At 63.3% G+C, this 17,306-nt stretch carries 18 protein-coding genes; 3 read left to right on the top strand and 15 right to left on the bottom strand.

Features of this window, described 5'->3' with window-relative positions; genetic code table 11:
• The 3 genes from flgA to VFF99_RS03205 form a co-directional block, all read left to right on the top strand.
• Positions 1-453 (top strand): flagellar basal body P-ring formation chaperone FlgA (gene flgA / locus VFF99_RS03215; protein ID WP_325014945.1); only part of this gene is annotated, 453 nt, incomplete at its 5' end.
• A 106-nt stretch (positions 454-559) separates the two neighbouring features.
• Complete coding sequence (gene flgM / locus VFF99_RS03210; RefSeq protein ID WP_325014943.1) at positions 560-865, top strand: flagellar biosynthesis anti-sigma factor FlgM; 306 nt, start codon at positions 560-562, stop codon at positions 863-865.
• A gap of 27 nt (positions 866-892) precedes the next feature.
• The gene (locus VFF99_RS03205; RefSeq protein ID WP_325014941.1) at positions 893-1,369 is read left to right on the top strand and encodes a flagellar protein FlgN; all 477 of its coding nucleotides are present in this window, start codon (positions 893-895) and stop codon (positions 1,367-1,369) included.
• A gap of 436 nt (positions 1,370-1,805) precedes the next feature.
• Here the strand turns inward: VFF99_RS03205 and VFF99_RS03200 are convergent, their stop codons facing one another.
• The 15 genes from VFF99_RS03200 to VFF99_RS03130 form a co-directional block, all read right to left on the bottom strand.
• A complete protein-coding gene (locus VFF99_RS03200) occupies positions 1,806-3,371 on the bottom strand; it encodes a methyl-accepting chemotaxis protein (RefSeq protein WP_325014939.1) in 1,566 nt (521 codons plus the stop codon).
• Between the two features lie 273 nt (positions 3,372-3,644).
• Positions 3,645-4,406 carry a flagellar motor protein MotD gene (gene motD, locus VFF99_RS03195; protein WP_325014937.1) on the bottom strand — a complete coding sequence of 254 codons (762 nt, stop codon included), beginning with the start codon at positions 4,404-4,406 and terminating at the stop codon, positions 3,645-3,647.
• Positions 4,407-4,414: 8 nt separating this feature from the next.
• Entirely contained in the window at positions 4,415-5,152 is a 738-nt protein-coding gene (locus VFF99_RS03190) for a flagellar motor protein (RefSeq protein WP_325014935.1), read from the bottom strand.
• On the bottom strand, positions 5,134-5,865 hold the full coding sequence (locus tag VFF99_RS03185) for an RNA polymerase sigma factor FliA (RefSeq protein ID WP_325014933.1): 732 nt from the start codon (positions 5,863-5,865) through the stop codon (positions 5,134-5,136). The genes VFF99_RS03190 and VFF99_RS03185 overlap by 19 nt, the downstream gene beginning before the upstream one ends.
• A gap of 11 nt (positions 5,866-5,876) precedes the next feature.
• Positions 5,877-6,689, bottom strand: a complete 813-nt coding sequence (locus VFF99_RS03180; RefSeq protein ID WP_325014931.1) for an antiactivator of flagellar biosynthesis FleN protein — start codon at positions 6,687-6,689, stop codon at positions 5,877-5,879.
• Entirely contained in the window at positions 6,682-8,022 is a 1,341-nt protein-coding gene (flhF, locus tag VFF99_RS03175; protein WP_325014929.1) for a flagellar biosynthesis protein FlhF, read from the bottom strand. Before flhF ends, VFF99_RS03180 begins: the two co-directional genes overlap by 8 nt.
• Positions 8,019-10,112, bottom strand: coding sequence for a flagellar biosynthesis protein FlhA (flhA, locus tag VFF99_RS03170; RefSeq protein ID WP_325014927.1), 2,094 nt, complete (start codon positions 10,110-10,112; stop codon positions 8,019-8,021). The genes flhF and flhA overlap by 4 nt, the downstream gene beginning before the upstream one ends.
• The gene (gene flhB, locus VFF99_RS03165) at positions 10,109-11,278 is read right to left on the bottom strand and encodes a flagellar biosynthesis protein FlhB (RefSeq protein WP_325014925.1); all 1,170 of its coding nucleotides are present in this window, start codon (positions 11,276-11,278) and stop codon (positions 10,109-10,111) included. Before flhB ends, flhA begins: the two co-directional genes overlap by 4 nt.
• A 163-nt stretch (positions 11,279-11,441) precedes the next feature.
• Positions 11,442-12,656 carry an EAL and HDOD domain-containing protein gene (locus VFF99_RS03160; protein WP_325014923.1) on the bottom strand — a complete coding sequence of 405 codons (1,215 nt, stop codon included), beginning with the start codon at positions 12,654-12,656 and terminating at the stop codon, positions 11,442-11,444.
• Between the two features lie 14 nt (positions 12,657-12,670).
• The gene (cheZ, locus tag VFF99_RS03155; protein ID WP_325014921.1) at positions 12,671-13,321 is read right to left on the bottom strand and encodes a protein phosphatase CheZ; all 651 of its coding nucleotides are present in this window, start codon (positions 13,319-13,321) and stop codon (positions 12,671-12,673) included.
• Positions 13,322-13,323: 2 nt separating this feature from the next.
• Positions 13,324-13,722 carry a chemotaxis response regulator CheY gene (gene cheY, locus VFF99_RS03150; protein ID WP_325014919.1) on the bottom strand — a complete coding sequence of 133 codons (399 nt, stop codon included), beginning with the start codon at positions 13,720-13,722 and terminating at the stop codon, positions 13,324-13,326.
• Between the two features lie 168 nt (positions 13,723-13,890).
• Positions 13,891-14,967, bottom strand: coding sequence for a chemotaxis response regulator protein-glutamate methylesterase (locus VFF99_RS03145; RefSeq protein WP_325014917.1), 1,077 nt, complete (start codon positions 14,965-14,967; stop codon positions 13,891-13,893).
• Between the two features lie 25 nt (positions 14,968-14,992).
• On the bottom strand, positions 14,993-15,604 hold the full coding sequence (cheD, locus tag VFF99_RS03140) for a chemoreceptor glutamine deamidase CheD (protein WP_325014915.1): 612 nt from the start codon (positions 15,602-15,604) through the stop codon (positions 14,993-14,995).
• Positions 15,601-16,497, bottom strand: coding sequence for a CheR family methyltransferase (locus tag VFF99_RS03135; protein ID WP_325014913.1), 897 nt, complete (start codon positions 16,495-16,497; stop codon positions 15,601-15,603). The genes cheD and VFF99_RS03135 overlap by 4 nt, the downstream gene beginning before the upstream one ends.
• Positions 16,498-16,705: 208 nt before the next feature.
• A partial coding sequence (locus VFF99_RS03130) for a methyl-accepting chemotaxis protein (RefSeq protein ID WP_325014911.1) occupies positions 16,706-17,306 on the bottom strand: 601 nt, incomplete at its 5' end.

Raw genomic sequence — 17,306 nt, 5'->3', positions numbered from 1 at the left:
AAGACAACCGTCGGCGTCCGCTGCGCCGCCCCCGCCCCGTGGACGATCTACGTCGGCGCGAAGGTGCAGGTGATCGGGGAATACGTCGTCACCGCGGCGCCGCTCGCGCAAGGCCAGATGGTCGGCCCGAACGACCTCAGCAAGCTCAAGGGCGATCTCACGACCTTACCCAGTGGAATCATTACCGATCCATCGCAAGCAGTCGGCCGCACCGTCGCAACCTCCCTGGGCGCCGGCATCCCGCTGCGCGGCGACGCCCTGCGCGCCCAGCAGGCAATCCAGCAGGGACAGACCGTGCGCGTGGTATCGAACGGCCCCGGATTCCAGGTCTCCGCCGAAGCAAAAGCGCTGAACAACGCCGCCGAAGGCCAGGTTGCGCAGGCGCGCACCCCGTCAGGGCAAGTGGTCAGCGGCGTGGCGCGGGCCGGGGGAGTGGTGGAAGTGACGTACTGACCGCAAGTTTTTTTCGGAATCTGCGATTCAATGCTAAAGTTTCCGCAAATCGGGTCGATAAGAATGATGACAAGCAGTAGAAGACCAACCAGACAAGGAAATTGCCGTGAAAATCGATGACTCCCTGAAAAAGACCGCGGGGTTGGGCGTAAACACAACGCAAACCCGGTCGGGCAAGAGCGCCGACAAGGCAGGTGCCGTCAGCCAGGCACCGGCCGAGTCCGGCACCGTGCACCTGTCGACGAAGATGGAATCGCTCACGCAACTGGGCGGCGCCAGCGTCTTCGACGCGAAAAAGGTGGAAGAAATCAAGGCCGCGATCGCCGAGGGCCGGTTCCAGGTGGACGCCGAGAAGGTGGCCAACGGACTGCTCGACACGGTGAGCGACCTGATCCGCTCGCGCAAGGCCTGAAGCAAGACATTAAGCAAGGCAAGACACATGCAATCGATCGGCAATACCCTGGCACAAAGCCTCGGCGAAGAGGTCCGCGCGGCCGCTGCCCTGCGCGACCTGCTCAAGCAGGAACAGGACGTCCTCATCAACGCCAACATGGACGAGCTGGCCAGGCTTGCCGAAGAAAAGACGAAATTCGTCGTCCGCATGACCGAACTGGCGCAAAACCGCCATCGCGCCCTCGCCTCCGCCGGTTTCGACGGCAGCGAAGCCGGCATGCAGAAATGGGTTGACGCCGGCGCCGCGCAATCCGCGGCCGGCAAGTCCTGGACCGAGCTCCTGGACATCGCCCGCGAAGCCAAGGAACTCAACCGCGTCAACGGCCTGCTGATCGGCCAGCACATGGGCCGCAACCAGGCGGCACTCAACATCCTCAACGGCGCGCCCCAGGGCGGCGCCATGTACGGCCCCAACGGCCAGTCGGCCAACACCGCGAACAAGCGCAAGCTGGTCGTCGGCTGAACATCACTGGCCTCCCTGACTGTTGTATTCACCGGTGGTGACACCGGTGGAAGGCTTCCCTTTTTCGCGCCATCGACGCCGCTGGATCCCGGCCTTCGCCGGGATGACGGGGTCAGGGAAGTGGGAGGTGGTGCCACTTCAACCCGCACGCGGACAAACAAGGCAGTCCGGCTACATACGAATGCGGGCGCCTGCTTTCAATCGCGCCCCCCTCTCCCCGTCATCCCGGCGAACGCCGGGGGACAGGGATTCTCCAATGCGCCGGCGTTTGGCGCTCCGTACCACATCGAACTCGCACACCGCCGTATGCGACGCAATGCTTCGGCCAGCAGTGTTATGGGGCAGCCTGAGGCAGAATCAGAAGTTGGTCTTCGCCCGCACGATGAGCGGGCTTTTTGCATCGGAAGATCGCATCGGGACATCTCCCGAACCGCACTCAGCGGAGTGCGGGCAAGTTCCGATTCGCGTCCAGCTTGAAGACGGAGACTACCTGCGCCAGCCCGCCGGCTTGCTCCTGCAGCGACTCGGCCGCTGCCGCCGCCTCCTCGACCAACGCAGCGTTTTGCTGCGTCACTTGGTCCATCTGACTGATGGCCTGGTTCACCTGTTCGATGCCGGCGCGTTGTTCGTCGCTGGCGGCGGCAATTTCGCTGATGATGTCCGAGACCTGCTTCACGCTGTCGACCACCTCATTCATCGTGCTGCCGGCCTGGTCGACCAATCTGGTTCCAATCTCCACTTTTTCCACGGAGTCGCCGATCAGCGCCTTGATTTCCCTGGCGGCGTTCGCAGAGCGTTGCGCCAGGTTGCGCACCTCGGTGGCAACGACGGCAAAGCCCCGCCCTTGTTCACCGGCGCGTGCGGCTTCCACGGCGGCGTTCAAGGCCAGGATGTTGGTCTGAAACGCAATGCCATCGATCACCCCGATGATGTCCACGATCTTGCGGGATGACTCATTGATCGAGCTCATCGTCTGGACCACTTCGGACACGACGTTGCCTCCCCTGATCGCCACTGCCGAGGCGGAGGAAGCAAGCTGGTTGGCATGGCGTGCGTTGTCAGCGTTATGTTTGACGGTAGAGGTCAGCTCCTCCATCGAGGATGCCGTCTCCTCCAGCGAACTGGCCTGCTGCTCCGTGCGCGAAGACAGGTCCAGGTTACCCGAGGAGATCTGGGTCGATGCGGTCGCGATGGTATCCGTGCCCTTGCGAACCTCATCCACGATGCGCACCAGCGCCTCGTTCATGTTCTTCAGCGCCTGCAACAGCTCACCGGTTTCATCCTTCGACTCGACCTTGATCACACTCGTCAGGTCGCCGCTGGCCACAGTCTTGGCGACGCGCACCGCATACTGCACGGGCCGCCGGATGCCCAGCGTGACCATCCATGCACCGCTCGCCCCGAGGACAATCGCCAGTCCGCCCAGCAGCAGCATCCACATGCGCGCGCTTAGATACGTTTCCTCGCTCTGCGCGCCGGCAAGATCAACCTGTTTTTGCTGCCATTCGAGCTGATCACGCAGTATCGCCGCGAGTTCGTGCAAGGCGGCATAGGTTGGGCCGAATGCCTGTGTCGCGGCTTCCTCGCGCCTGTTTTCGCCGATCAAGGCGAGCACCTTCTTGTACGCATCGGTGTACTTGGCCAGGGAAGCCTTGGCCTTGTCTTGCAGCTCGCGTCCCTTGCCGGCGGTGAGCGAACCGTCGAGCTTGCGCAAGGCATCTTCCACGGCAGTCATGTTGGCGGTGAGACGGTCGCGCGCCTTCGCGGAGTCGCCGGCATCCGTGCTCATCACCAGCTGGAAGACGCGGGCGATGCTGCCGCGCGTGTTGTCGAGCGCCTGCGTCGAAAGCTTTACCTTGATCCACTCCTGCTTGACGATACGTTCGGTCGTGCCATGCATGGATGCCATGCTTGCCATTCCCACCGCCGTGATTGCGGCGAGAAACAGCAGGATAGTGCCGAAGCCCAAGCCGAGCTTCGTGCCGATTCGGAGGTTCTTCATAGGGAATATAAGTTGTTGTTAGTCATTCATGAATCGATCGAGGTCCGCGGGGTGGGTAGAGCGCAGCGAAACGCACCGAAATGCGCTCTGCCAGGCGCATGGTGGGTTTCGCTGCGCTCTACCCACCCTACAGTCCTTTATCCTTTGGCTACAGCGTGCGTCCCGAATGCGGGTGGCCGACGTTAATCACACCTCAATCTCTCACCGTTATCCCGGCGCGGGCCGGGATCCAGTGTCTTTCATCGCGCCTTCACGCGGCCACGCGATCAAGCTTTACCGCTGCGCCGCCACCGGCACTTCCGTCGCATTCTCCGGCAGCTTCGACAGGATCATGACAGATACGCGCCGGTTGCGCAGCCGCCCTTCGGCACTGTCGTTCGACCCCACCGGTCTTGTCGGTCCGTGTCCGACGGCCGTCAGTCGTTGCTCCGCTATCCCGCTGTCGATGAGCAGCCTGACCACACTCGAAGCGCGCACTGCCGACAATTCCCAATTGGACGGGAATTGCGCGTTGCGAATCGGCACGCTATCCGTATGCCCTTCCACCTGGATCGCGTGATCGTCGTTGCGCAGCACCTCGGCCACCGCGCGCAGGGCCTCGATGCTTTCGCCGGACAGGCGCGCATCGCCGGGCGCAAACAGCACGCTGGCATTGATCTCGACATTGACGCCGCGCGCGCTCTGCGTCACGCGCACCTTGCCCTGCTGGACCAACGGCGCCATCACGTCCTGGATATTGCGCGCCACACCGGTGAGGTGCTCACGCTCGCGGCGCAAGGCCTCGTTGTTGCGGTTGCGCGGCGGCAGCGGGAGCGGCAGCCCGGAAGTCGCCGCCTCGCCCTTCGCCTGTGCGACGGGCACGCGGCCGAAGGCGCTCAGGAGGGAGTTGGATAACACGCGATACTTGCCCTCGTTGACCGAGGAAAGCGCATACATCACCACGAAGAAGGCGAACAGCAGCGTGATGAAGTCGGCGTAGGAGACCATCCACCGGTCGTGATTGTCGTTGTCGTCGTCGTAGCGTTTTCGCGCCATGGTCGCTGCTAGCGGTACGCGAGAATGCGTTCTTCGATGACGCGTGCGTTGTCGCCGTTGGCGACGCTGCAGAACACGTCGGTCAGCATTTCGCGGCGGCGCACTTCGTCGGCCACGATAGTCTTGAGCTTGTTGGAGATGGGCAGGAACACGAGGTTGGCAAGGCCGACGCCATAGACCGTGGCGACGAAGGCCACGGCGATGCCACCGCCCAGCCGGCTCGGATCGGTGAGATTTTCCATCACCTGGATAAGACCAAGCACCGCGCCGAGGATGCCGATGGTCGGCGCGTAGCCGCCGGCCGCTTCCCAGATCTTGACGGCCTGGCGCTCGCGGCGCTCATAAGTCGAGATGTCGACGTCGAGGATTTCGCGGATCTTGTACGGATCGATGCCGTCGACGATCAGGCGCAGCCCTTTGACGGTAAAGGCATCCTGCACGGACTGCACGTAGCGCTCCAGGCTCAGCAAGCCTTCGCGGCGCGCGGTGGCGCTCCAGAGCGTGATCTCCTTTTCGATGCCGCGCGTCTTGTCGGGCGGCGCAATGAAGATCCAGCGCAGCATCTTCGCGCCGCGCAGGAAGGTGGCCATCCCGCTCTGCAGCAGCACGGCGCCCATCGTACCGATCACGACGATCACGAACGCGGCGGGCTGGATCAGCGAATCGATCTGCCCCCCTTCCAGCGCCTGGCCGGAAAGGATGCCGATGAGACCGATCGCGAGACCGGCTAGGCTAGCCCAGTCCACGCCTGCTCCCTCAACCTCGCACGCATGCGCGCAATCGCCTGGCTGTGCAGCTGGCAGACGCGCGACTCGGACACGCCCATCACAGCGCCGATTTCCTTCAGGTTCATCTCCTGCTCATAGTAGAGGCCCATCAGGATCTTTTCCCGTTCGGGCAGTGCTTCAATCGCGCGGATGACTGCGGCCCGGAAGCCCGTGTTCATCAGCGCCTGCAGCGGATCGCTCTGTTCGTCGATGCAGTAGCGGTCGAGGAAGTGGTCGCTCTCGTCCTTGTCGTGGAAATCCTCGTAGTAGACGAGCTGGTGGCCGCTGCCTTCGTTGAGCATCTCCTGATACTCTTCCAGCGGCACCTTCAGCTCCTTCGCGATTTCCGTCTCCAGCGGGGTGCGGCCGAGCTTCTGTTGCAATTTGTTCATCGCAACTTCGATCTTGCGCATGTTCTGGCGGATGCCGCGCGGCAGCCAGTCGCTGTTGCGCAATTCGTCGAGCATGGCGCCGCGGATGCGCTGCACCGCATAGGTCTCGAACTGCGCGCCGTGGTTTTCCTCATAGCGGTTGACGGCGTCCAATAGCCCGATCATGCCGGCCTGGATGAGGTCGTCCACCTCCACGCTGGGCGGCAGCTTCGCTTTCATCTGGTGGGCCAGCTTCTTCACTAGAGGCGCGTGCTCCTCCAGCAACTGGTTCTTGTCCGATTTTCCGCTAACGGTGTACATAGACCGCCATGTTATCCCGCTGCGGCCATATCCGACAATACGACCTTCCCTGCGAGTCGACGGAATGCGACCGATGCACCGGCCAGCGGAAATGCATCGACCACTGCGCGGCCGAGATGCATGGCGCGCTTCAGATGCTCGTCGGCGGGCACCGAGCCCATCGAGTTCAACTTGACAGCCAGATAACGGTTCGCGGCCTTGGCCATGTTTTCGAAGACGACCTGGGCTTCCTTTTCGCTGGCACCGGTTACGAGGATGCTGAACGGACGGCGGCCGAGCTTGTTGTTGAGGCGCTTGATCAGTGCGTATGCATCCTTGATCGATTCCGGGCTGTTGGCGACCTGGACCACGATCTCGGTATCGTTGAGCGCCGGGATGGCGAGGGAATCTTCCTTGTCCAGCTCGGCATCGACGACGACGATGTCGGCGCGCGTGGCGAGCTGGTCGAACGCGCCGTCCATGCGGCCGGCGAGTTCCGCATCCTTGACGGCGCTGCGCTGCGGCCCGCGCTTGAGCGCCGCCACGCCGAAGCCTTGCGGCATCTGCTGGATGACATCTTCAAGCCGGCGCTCCATGCGCGCCACCTGCGTCAGCGTGGCGCCGCGCAGGGCGTCGAGACGGGAGGCGATGCCTTCGGAGGCGAGGCTGGCATCGACCAGCAGCACATCGCGGCCGGCTTGCGCCAGCGAGGCGCCGAGGTTGACGAGCATGGCGCCCTTCTCTTCCGCCGATGCAGCGGAAAGGAAAGTAAAGACGCGCGGCTTGGGGCCGGCGGCGAGCATGCGCCGCAAGCCTTCTGCCTGATCGAAATCGAAACTAGCCAAGTGTCACCTCACGCAAACCTTTGTCGTTCATTGCTGCTGCCGCACTGCCGATGATCAGCGGGAGTTCGTCGTCCTGGAACTGGAACGGGCCCGTTTCGCGCTTGAGCTTGAAGGCGCGGTCGACCAGGTAGTGCTGGTTGGGCACATGCAGGTCTTCCGGCACGCGCTGGCCGTTGGCGATGTAGTACAGGCTGAGTTTCTGGCGGATCAGCACGTCGAGCACGTTGCCGACGGTGGCCGCTTCGTCCAGCTTGGTGATGATGCATCCGGCGAGGCCGCCGCCCTGGTAGGAGCGCACCACTTCGTTGAGCGTTTCGCCGGTGGAGGTCGCTGACATGCAGAGCAGGCGCTTGACCTTGGCGTCGGTGCCGGACAGCATGGCGATCTGCTCGGCGACCATCTTGTCGCGCTGCCCCATGCCGACGGTGTCGATGAGCACGGTGTGCTTGTTCTTCAGCTCTTCCAGCGCGATGCGCAGGTCGGTCTCGTCTTTCACCGAGTGCACCATCACGCCGAGGATCTTGCCGTAGATGCGCAGCTGTTCGTAGCCGCCGATACGATAGCCGTCCGTCGTGATCAGGGCCAGCTTGCCGGCGCCGTGGCGCATGACGCAGCGCGCGGCGAGCTTCGCGGTGGTGGTCGTCTTGCCAACGCCCGTCGGGCCGACCAGCGCGTACACGCCGCCCTTTTCCAGGATTTCGTTTTCATTGCCCACGACATTGAGATTGCGCGCGAGGACCGACTTGACCCATGCCAGGCCATTGTCGGTCTTTTCGCCGGCGGGCAGCTTCTGCGTGACATACCTTGCCAGGCTGGCGCTGAAGCCTGCCGACAGCAGCTCACGCATCACGTTGGCTTTCATCGGCTCGCGCTTCTGCTGGCTGCTCCAGGCGATCTCGGCGAGCTGCGATTCCAGCATGCCGCGCATGGCGCGCAGCTCGGACATCACTTCGGCAATGTCGCCCATGCCAGCGGGGCTCGCCTGCGGCGCGGTGCGGCTGGCAGCCAGTGCGTCAGCGAGGTTGGAGGCCTGGTCGCTGTCGATCGGGCGGCCGGCGCCGAATGCGGACGGCGCTGCTTGCGGTGTGGCTTCGGGCTGGCGCTTGACGCCGAATGCGGCCAGCGTCGAATCGGAGAGAGGCGGCTTGGGTGCGACCGGCTTCTCGATGACAGGCTCGGCCAGCGCCGACATGTCTTCGGGCGCGAGGGCGAGGATCTCGACCGTGCCGTTGATGGTTCGGTTGGAGAGAATCACCGCATCGGGTCCGAGTGCTTCACGCACCAGACGCCACGCGTCGCGCGACGTTTTTGCGGAGAATTTTCTTACGTTCATGCTTGGCCTCCAACTAGGCTTGTAACTCGAATCGTCTTGGAATCAGGAAGTTCTGCGTGCGACAGGACCTTGAGCTGCGGCAGCGTGCGGCGCAGGAAACGCGCGAGCAAGGCGCGCAGCGGTCCCGGCACCAGCAATACCGGCGGCAATCCCATCTGCTCCTGCTGGCGCGCCGCCCTTTCGGTCTGCTGCGCAATCGTGTCGGCGAGGCCCGGCTCGATGCCCGCGCCGTCCGGGCCGCTCGATTGCAGCGCCTGCATCAGGATGCGCTCCAGGCGGTTGTCGAGGGTAATGACCGACAGCTCGCTGGATGCGGGGAAAATCTGCTGGACGATCGCACGGCCGAGCGCGATGCGCACCTGTGCCGTGAGCTCGTTCGGGTCCTGAATGCTCGGGCCGAATTCGGACAGCACCTCGATGATGGTGCGCATGTCGCGGATGTGGACGCCTTCGGTGAGCAGGTTCTGCAGCACCTTCTGCAAAGTGGACAGCGTGATGATCTTCGGCACCAGGTCTTCGACCAGCTTGGGTGCTTCCTTGCCGAGGTGGTCGAGCAGCTGCTGCGTTTCCTGGCGGCCGAGCAGTTCGGCAGCGTGCGTGGTGATCAGGTGGTTCAGGTGGGTGGCGATCACGGTGCCGGCGTCCACCACGGTGTAGCCCATGGCCTGCGCCTGGTCGCGCATGGCGGAATCGATCCAGGTGGCGGGCAGGCCGAATGCGGGGTCGGTGGTTGCCGCGCCCGGCAGCGCGCCGTGCACCATGCCCGGATTGATCGCCAGGAACTGGCCGACGTAAGCCTCGCCGCTGCCGACTTCCACGCCCTTGAGCGTGATGCGGTAGGCGGTCGGCTTGAGTTCGAGGTTGTCGCGGATGTGGACCGGCGGCGACAGGAAACCGACTTCCTGCGCGAACTTCTTGCGGATGCCCTTGATGCGGCGCAGGAGCTCGCCGTTCTGTCCCTTGTCCACCAGCGAGATGAGACGATAGCCGACTTCCAGGCCGAGCGTATCCACCGGCATGATGTCTTGCCATGTCGCCTCTTCGGATTCCGGCGCCGCCGTGGCGGGCGCTTCGATCGCTTCCGGCGCCGGGGCCTCGGCCTGCTTCGCCGCACGCTTCTTCATCACATGCGCGCCGCCGATCAGCGCGCCGCCCAGCAGCAGGAATGCGAGGTGCGGCATGCCCGGGATCAGGCCCATGCCGCCGATGATGCCGCCGGTGATGGAGAGCACTTCCGGTTTCGCGAACAACTGGCTGATCAGCTGGCCGCCGATATCCTGCTCGCTGGCCACGCGCGACACCACCACGCCGGCCGCGGTGGAGATGATCAGCGACGGGATCTGCGCGACCAGGCCGTCGCCGATCGCCAGCATGGTGTAGTTCTTCATCGCGGCATCGAAGGCGAGATCGTGCTGCACCATGCCCACGATGAGGCCGCCAAAGATGTTGATGAGCGTGACGAGGATGCCGGCGACCGCATCGCCGCGCACGTACTTGGAGGCACCGTCCATTGCGCCGTAAAACTCGGCTTCCTGCGCCACTTCGGTGCGGCGGCGGCGGGCTTCCTGCTCGCCGATCATGCCGGCGTTGAGGTCGGCGTCGATCGCCATCTGCTTGCCGGGCATCGCGTCGAGGGCGAATCGCGCGCCCACTTCCGCGATACGCCCCGCGCCCTTGGTCACGACCACGAAGTTGATGATGGTCAGGATGATGAACACGACGATACCGACCGTGTAATTGCCGCCGATCAGGAAGTGGCCGAAGGCTTCGATCACCTTCCCCGCTGCATCCGGGCCGGTATGGCCTTCGGTCAGCACCACGCGCGTGGACGCCACATTGAGCGAGAGGCGCAACATGGTGGAAACCAGCAGCACCGTCGGGAACACCATGAAGTCGAGCGGCTTGACCGTGTACAGGCTGGTCAGCAGCACGATGACGGACAGCGCGATGTTGAAGCTGAAGAAGATGTCGAGCACGAATGCCGGCAGCGGCAGCACCATCATTGTCAGCATCATGATGATGAGGATAGGTGCGGCGAGCGCCTTGCTCGTTTGTCCGGTCAGCCATGCGGGCAGGGTCATGCCATTCATTGCATCGCTCCGTTGTCAGTCGGCCTTGCCGCGGCGTTCAGCGGGTCCATATCGACAGGCACATCGAGTTCGTCCGGAGCCTTGGGCTGCACGCCGCCATGCTGCTTGTAGACGCGCAGCTGGAAAACGTAGGCCAGCACTTCGGCGACGGCGGTATAGAGCTTGGCCGGAATCTCGTCGCCCAGCTCGGTGTGACGGTACAGCGCACGCGCCAGCGGCGGCGCTTCGAGCATCGCGACCTTGTGCTCGATGGCGATCTCGCGGATCTTGGCGGCGACTTCGTCGGCGCCCTTGGCAACCACCACCGGCGCGCGCATCTTGCCTTCGGTGTACTTGAGCGCGACCGCGTAGTGCGTCGGGTTGGTCACCACGACGTCGGCGGTCGGCACTTCGGACATCATGCGGCGCTTTGCCATCTCGCGCTGCATCTGGCGCATGCGCGCCTTGACCATCGGGTCGCCGTCGGATTCCTTGGCTTCCTGGCGCAGCTCTTCGCGCGTCATCTTGAGCTTGTTCGCGTAATGCCACATCTGGTAAGGCGCATCGATCAGGGCGATGACCACGAGGCCGCACACGATGGAGATGAAGCCCACCAGGAGCATCTTGCCGAGGTGGCTCCAGCCGGTATGCAGCGGTTCCGCGCTCAGCGCGAGCATTTCTTCTGTCTGGCCGGACACCACGGTCCAGGCGATGGCGCCGATGAGCAGGGTCTTGCCGATAGCCTTGACCAGCTCCACCAGCGAACGCGTGGAAAACATGTTGCCGATGCCGCTCAAGGGATTGAGGCGACCGAAATTCGGTGTGAGCGCCTTGGTGCTGAACAGCCAGCCGCCGATCAGCATCGGCGAGGCGACGGCCACGAGCATGAGGATTCCGGCCAGCGGCGCAAGGCCGATGAGGACATCGACCAGTCCGGGAATGATGCGCGTGAGCAGGAGGTTGAAATCGTAGACTTGCTCGCGCTCGAGCGTGAGGCCGGCCGCCAGCATGGCATTGAGACGGCGCACGAGCGCCTCGCCGGTGAACCAGAGCCCGAGACCGGCGGCGAGCAGAACCGTGCAGGTGGCCAGTTCCCGCGATCGGGGAACGTCGCCTTCCTCGCGCGCCTGCTCCAGTCTTCTGGGCGACGCTGGTTCTGTCTTTTCGAGTTCGCTGTCTTCGGCCACCGCCGGCTCCTTATTTGCCCCGCTGCGCGCTCCGGACGACGCACTGGGGACGAATAAGAAGGATTATTCGCGAAATAGCAGAATCACTATACGGGGAATAAGTGAGGAAACTCCCCGCAATTCGGCGCTGCCGGAGTGCGGGGAGCCTTGAACGGCACTCGGCTCAGATCTTCAGGCTCTGCGCCCAGGCCAGCGCCGCCATCTGCGACTGGTTGACCTGCTTGGCGCTGATGCACAGGGACATGGCCATGGAGTCAACGTTTGCCGCGTTCAGCTCGCAGGCCTCGGCCAGGGCCAGGAAAGGCCCGTAGATGCCTTCACGCGACAGCAGCGCCTGCGTCACCGACTCCGACAGCTGGATCTTTTCCAGCACATCTTCCATCGGTACGCCGAGCAGCTTGTCGAGCAGCGAGAACATGCCCGCGACGAAAAGGTTTTCCGCTTCGTTCCTGGGCAGGAAGGTGCTGCCCAGGAGTTCGGAGAAGCGCCCGCGGATGACAGCGGTCTGCATCAGGACGGGGGAATAGCCGGTGGTGGTGGCGGTTGCGAGCAGCAGCGCGAGCCAGCGGTACAGCGGCGAATAGCCGAGCATCGTGACCGCATGCTTGAGCGACTGGATCTCGCATCCGAGGCCGAAGCCGGCGGAGTTGATGTAACGCAGCAGCTTGTAGGACAAGGCGGCGTCGCGCTTGAGGACACCTTCGAGCTGCTTGACGTCTTCATTGCGGCGGACCATGTCCATCAGCTGCAGGATCATGGCCTGCGCCGGATTCAGTTCCTTGGAGTGATTCCCGGGGCGCGGCGTCAGGTGCAGGTGGCCGACGAAGGCGTACATGCCGAGCTGGGCGCAGACATCGTAGGCCTGCCAGCTGTTGACGTTCCTTGCCACCAGGCGCAGCGACGGCATCGCGAGGCCGCGGTAGTGCTGGACTTGGGGCACGAAATCGGCGGTACCGACCTGCAGTTCGAAATGCGAAAGATGCGGAAGGAGGTTGCGGTCGACGCTGGCGAGATTGGCATCCCGCAGCGATATGCCGTAGCCCTTCCCGCGCATGGCGCGGATTGCCGCGATCGCCGCTTCGTTTGCCACGTCCGCACCGCGTAATGCGAACACCGTTCCCTTGGGCGGCAAGGAAGAGAATACCGGGTGCTCCAGCAGCTCCGGCGTCGCCTCGATGAAGGTGGTCTGGTCGCCGAGAAGCGCGCCGGACTCGGTGTTGTTGAGCTGGTCGGAAACGAACTGTGCCAGCGCGACGATCTCGGCCGGCGAGGGATTGCGCTTGGCGGCATTTACATGCTGCCAGTACAGCTCGTAGCCGAGCACCCTCTGCTCCGCGTTGAGCAGGGGCTCCCGAACAATGAAGTGTTCTTGTTGCATGTATGGGTAAGTTGTCAGAAACCGAGGCTTTCGAGCAGGTCGTCGACCTGGCCCTGGTTGGATACCACGTCGGCATTACCGGCGGGGTTGATCTGCGGTCCGTTCAGGAGGGAATTGGTGGCCTCGCGCCGCACCTCCGCGGGCGAATAGTCCACCAAAAGCTGGACCAGCTGCTGCTCGATGTTATGCGCGAGCTCGGTGACCTTCCTGATCACCTGCCCTGTCAGGTCCTGGAAGTCCTGCGCCATCATGATGTCCATGAGCTGCTGCTTGGTGAGCACCGCGCCTTCGCGGGTCTCGCCGAGGAAGGCCACGGTGCGCTCGGCCAGCGCGCGGTACTGCGCCTCGGAGAACGAAGCCGCCATCGCGGCCTGCCAGTCACTGGCGATGCTGCCGGCATCGGCTTCGATGCGGTCCTGGATCGGGCTGGCGAGTTCGGTTGCGTTCAGGACGCGCTGCGCCGCCTGCTCGGTCATCTTCGCGACGTAGTCGAGCCGGTCGCGCGCGTCGGGAATCTCGTGCGCCGCCTTGGCGATCAGCTTGTCGAAGCCCAGTCCGCGCAGGTTGTCGTGCAACATGCGGGTCATTTGCCCGACGCGGGCGAGCATCTCTTCCTGCGCGATGGGTTCTGCCGCAGCCGTCGCCTGGTTCAGCGCCTGATTCACTATCAGGCCCCGACTTTGTCCAGCTTCTCGAAGATCTTCGTCAGCTTCTCGTCGAGCGTAGCCGCCGTGAAGGGCTTCACGACGTAGCCGTTGGCGCCTGCCTGCGCCGCGGCGATGATGTTTTCCTTCTTCGCTTCCGCCGTCACCATCAGCACGGGCAGCTTGGAAAGCTGTGCGTCGGCGCGGATATTCTGGAGCATCGTCAAGCCGTCCATCACCGGCATGTTCCAGTCGGAGATGACGAAGTCGAACTGCTCGCTGCGAAGTTTGGAGAGCGCCATGGCACCGTCTTCTGCCTCGTCGACATTCGTGTAGCCCAATTCTTTCAGCAGATTGCGGACGATACGACGCATCGTCGAGAAATCGTCAACCACCAAGAATTTCGTATTCGGACCAGCCATGAATTACTCCATTGATTCTTAAACCGTTGTAAGCAGCCGCATCGTGAAACGCGCGCCCTAAGTATAATCCTTCCGCTCTTTATTATGCACCGAAAGCATTAGCTGCTTCCCTCGTGGCAGACAAATGCGACAGTGCACAGGCGGGTCATGTATTTTCTGACAACACCATCAGACGCGCAGTGCGCGGCTGCTGTGTGCCGCGAGATAGCCGAGCACCATGCCGGGCAGCGCCTGCAGTGCGCCCACCTCGTGAGCGGCGCCTACTGCGATCGCCTCGCGCGGCATGCCGAACACCACGCATGAAGCTTCATCCTGCGCAAAGTTGTACGCGCCTGCATTCTTCATCGTCAGCATGCCGGCCGCGCCGTCCTTGCCCATCCCGGTGAGGATGACGCCGACAGCGTTCTTGCCAGCGCAGCGCGCGGCCGATTCGAACAGCACGTCGACGGAGGGACGGTGCCGGTTCACCGGCGGCCCCTGATCCAACTGCGTCACATAGTTGGCGCCGCTGCGGGCCAGCAGCAGGTGCGAATGTCCGGGCGCGATGAATGCGTGGCCAGGCAGCACGCGCTCCCCGCCCTCTGCTTCCTTGACCGCGATCTTGCACAGGCCGTCGAGACGTTTCGCGAACGAACGCGTGAAGCCTTCCGGCATGTGCTGGGTGATCAGAATGCCCGGGCAGTCGGACGGCATCTGCATCAGGAATTCCTTGATCGCTTCCGTGCCGCCGGTGGAGGCGCCGATGATGATCAGCTTTTCGCTACTGGTCAGCGGATTGCGGATCATCGGCAGCCCTTCGGGGGCCGGCTTGTTCGGGTCTTGCTGCGCGATGGTGCGCGCTCGCACGCGCGCCTTGGCCGCCGCGCGGATCTTGTCGGTGATGAGCTCGGCGTATTCCAGCATCCCGGTCTGGATCGACAGCTTCGGCTTGGTCACGAAATCGACGGCGCCGAGTTCGAGCGCACGCAGGGTGATTTCCGAGCCGCGCTCGGTCAGCGACGACACCATCACGACCGGCATCGGGCGCAGGCGCATCAGTTTCTCGAGGAAGTCGAGGCCGTCCATGCGCGGCATTTCGACATCGAGCGTGAGCACGTCCGGATTGGTCCTCTTGATCAGGTCGCGCGCCACGATGGGATCGGGGGCGACACCCACCACTTCCATGTCCGGCTGCTTGCTGATGATCTCGTTCATCACGCTGCGGATGAGCGCCGAGTCATCCACGATCAACACTTTAATCTTCATGACACTTGCTTTCGGTTCCTGTGTTTCAGCCAAACAGTTCGACGTCGCCGGCCACCGGGGTGGTGAGCAGACGGCTTGCGTAATCCTGTTCGCGGTTCACCAGTGTGTTGTTGTTCAGCTGCTTGAGCTTTTTGACCAGCACTTTACCGCTGCGCGGGAAAAAGTAAACCTTGCGCGGATAGATGTCGTTGAGGTCTTCGGCCACCACGCGGATATTCTCGGCGCGCAGGTAGTCGCGCACGAACTGCGCGTTGCGCTCGCCGACGTTGATGGCGATGAAGCCGCGCAGCACGTTGCCGCCGCCGAACACCTTCGCTTCCAGGTTTTCGCGGCGCGCGCCTGCCTTGAGCAGATCGTTGATCAGCACTTCCATCGCGTAGGTGCCGTAGCGCATGGAGGCGGAGACCGGGCTGTCGCTGTCGCTGCCGCCGTCGGGCAGCATGAAGTGGTTCATGCCGCCGATGCCGGTGACGCGGTCGCGGATGCAGGCCGACACGCAGGAGCCGAGCACCGTCACGATGAGCATGTCCTTGCAGGTGTAGTAGTACTCGCCCGGCAGGATCTTCGCTGCATCGCAGTCGAATGTCCGGTCGTAGTAGACATTGGTCGCAAACTGCTCTTTCAAGGCATAGCTCATACTTTTGTTCTCATTCCTGCGTGGGCCGCACGATGGCTTCCACTGCGGTTGGGATCCAGCTCATACACGGTCTTGCCCCGCAGCTTGAATGCATCGGATACGTACAGGAAGTTTTCGGAGTGGCCGGCGAACAGCAATGCGTCAGGCTTCATCAATGGCGCAAATCGCGTCAGGATTTTACCCTGCGTCGGCTTGTCAAAATAGATCATGACGTTTCGACAAAAGATCGCATCGAACGGGCCTTGCACCGGCCAGTCGTCGGCAAGGAGGTTGAGTTGTTTGAATGTCACCATCTGCCGCAGTTCCGGCCGCACGCGCACCAGCCCGGCGCGCTCGCCCTTCCCGCGCAGGAAAAACCGCCTTGCCTGCTCGGGCGGCATCTTGTCGAGCCGGTCGATCGGATAGATGCCGGCCGACGCGGTGGCAAGCACATTGGTGTCGATGTCGGTGGCGATGACATGTGCCTGGGGCGCGAGTGTTCCCAGCGCCTCGCACAAGGTCATGGCGATGGAATACGGTTCCTCGCCGGTCGAGCTGGCGGCGCACCAGATGTTCACCGGCTCCTTCGCGCGGCGCACATGGTCCGCAAGGATGGGGAAGTGGTGCGCCTCGCGGAAGAAGGACGTCAGGTTGGTGGTGAGCGCGTTGGTGAAGGCTTCCCACTCCTCGCTGTCGGGACGGGACTCGAGGTTGTCCAGGTAATCCTGGAACGAACGGATGCCGGTCGCGCGCAGGCGCCGCGCAAGACGGCTGTACACCATCTCCTGCTTGCTCTCCGCCAGCGCGATGCCCGCCCGCCTGTGGATCAGCGAGCGCACGCGCTCGAAGTCGCGAGGCGTGAACTCGAACTCTTTCGTCGTTTCCTGCTTCTGTCGTGCCGAAGTTGCTAACACCTGGTTTCTTTCCACTTGCTATCGATCCAGGGCGTTTCGCCCCCATTGCCGGATTATGCATTGTCCGGTACCGCCGCAATCCGGCGAAAAGGCGTGCATTCCGGCCGGATCGATAAAAAAAAGCGTGCCCGCGGCGGCACGCTTTTCACTCCTCAAATCAGTTGATGTCCACACATAGCGAGGTTCCCGCCGGCGCTCCTTGTTGCGCTCAGAATTCTTCCCAGTCGTCGCCGTCGTTGACGGCCGCGCCTGCCTTCGCATGCCCGATCGGTTTCGGCGCGGCGGGAGCGACGGCGGTACGGGGAATCGCCGCCCGGCGCACAGGCGCAGGTTCCGCCTTTACAATCGCCGGTGCTTTCGCCGCCGGCGCCGTCGTCATCCGGGTCGCACCATCGACCTTGAATACGGAAACAGCCTCAGCCAGCGTGCCTGCCTGCTGCTGCATGCTTTCGGCCGTCGCGGCGGCCTCTTCGACCAGCGCGGCATTCTGCTGCGTCATCTCGTCCATCTGGGCGATGGCGCGGTTGACCTCTTCGATACCCGAGCTCTGCTCCTGGCTGGCCGCGGTGATCTCGTTCATGATGTCGGCCACATGCTTGACCGAGGTCACGATCTCATCCATCGTCTTGCCCGCCTGATCCACCAGCTTGCTGCCGGCATCGACCTTCTCCACCGAGTCGCTGATCAACTGCTTGATCTCTTTCGCGGCGCCTGCGGAACGCTGCGCCAGGTTGCGCACTTCGGCCGCCACCACCGCGAAGCCGCGGCCCTGTTCGCCGGCACGCGCTGCTTCCACTGCCGCATTCAGC

The sequence above is a fragment of the Noviherbaspirillum sp. genome, assembly GCF_035654295.1.
GTDB lineage: Bacteria > Pseudomonadota > Gammaproteobacteria > Burkholderiales > Burkholderiaceae_D > Noviherbaspirillum.
Note: the sequence above shows the minus strand (reverse complement) of the source record. Positions and strands in the feature narration are given on the sequence as shown.

Excerpts from the sequence above, each read along its gene's own strand:
- VFF99_RS03205 (WP_325014941.1), top strand. The coding sequence starts at position 893 with ATGCAATCGATCGGCAATACCCTGGCACAAAGCCTCGGCGAAGAGGTC.
- VFF99_RS03200 (WP_325014939.1), bottom strand. The coding sequence starts at position 3,371 with ATGAAGAACCTCCGAATCGGCACGAAGCTCGGCTTGGGCTTCGGCACT.
- motD (WP_325014937.1), bottom strand. The coding sequence starts at position 4,406 with ATGGCGCGAAAACGCTACGACGACGACAACGACAATCACGACCGGTGG.
- VFF99_RS03185 (WP_325014933.1), bottom strand. The coding sequence starts at position 5,865 with ATGTACACCGTTAGCGGAAAATCGGACAAGAACCAGTTGCTGGAGGAG.
- flhF (WP_325014929.1), bottom strand. The coding sequence starts at position 8,022 with ATGAACGTAAGAAAATTCTCCGCAAAAACGTCGCGCGACGCGTGGCGT.
- flhA (WP_325014927.1), bottom strand. The coding sequence starts at position 10,112 with ATGAATGGCATGACCCTGCCCGCATGGCTGACCGGACAAACGAGCAAG.
- VFF99_RS03160 (WP_325014923.1), bottom strand. The coding sequence starts at position 12,656 with ATGCAACAAGAACACTTCATTGTTCGGGAGCCCCTGCTCAACGCGGAG.
- cheY (WP_325014919.1), bottom strand. The coding sequence starts at position 13,722 with ATGGCTGGTCCGAATACGAAATTCTTGGTGGTTGACGATTTCTCGACG.
- VFF99_RS03145 (WP_325014917.1), bottom strand. The coding sequence starts at position 14,967 with ATGAAGATTAAAGTGTTGATCGTGGATGACTCGGCGCTCATCCGCAGC.
- cheD (WP_325014915.1), bottom strand. The coding sequence starts at position 15,604 with ATGAGCTATGCCTTGAAAGAGCAGTTTGCGACCAATGTCTACTACGAC.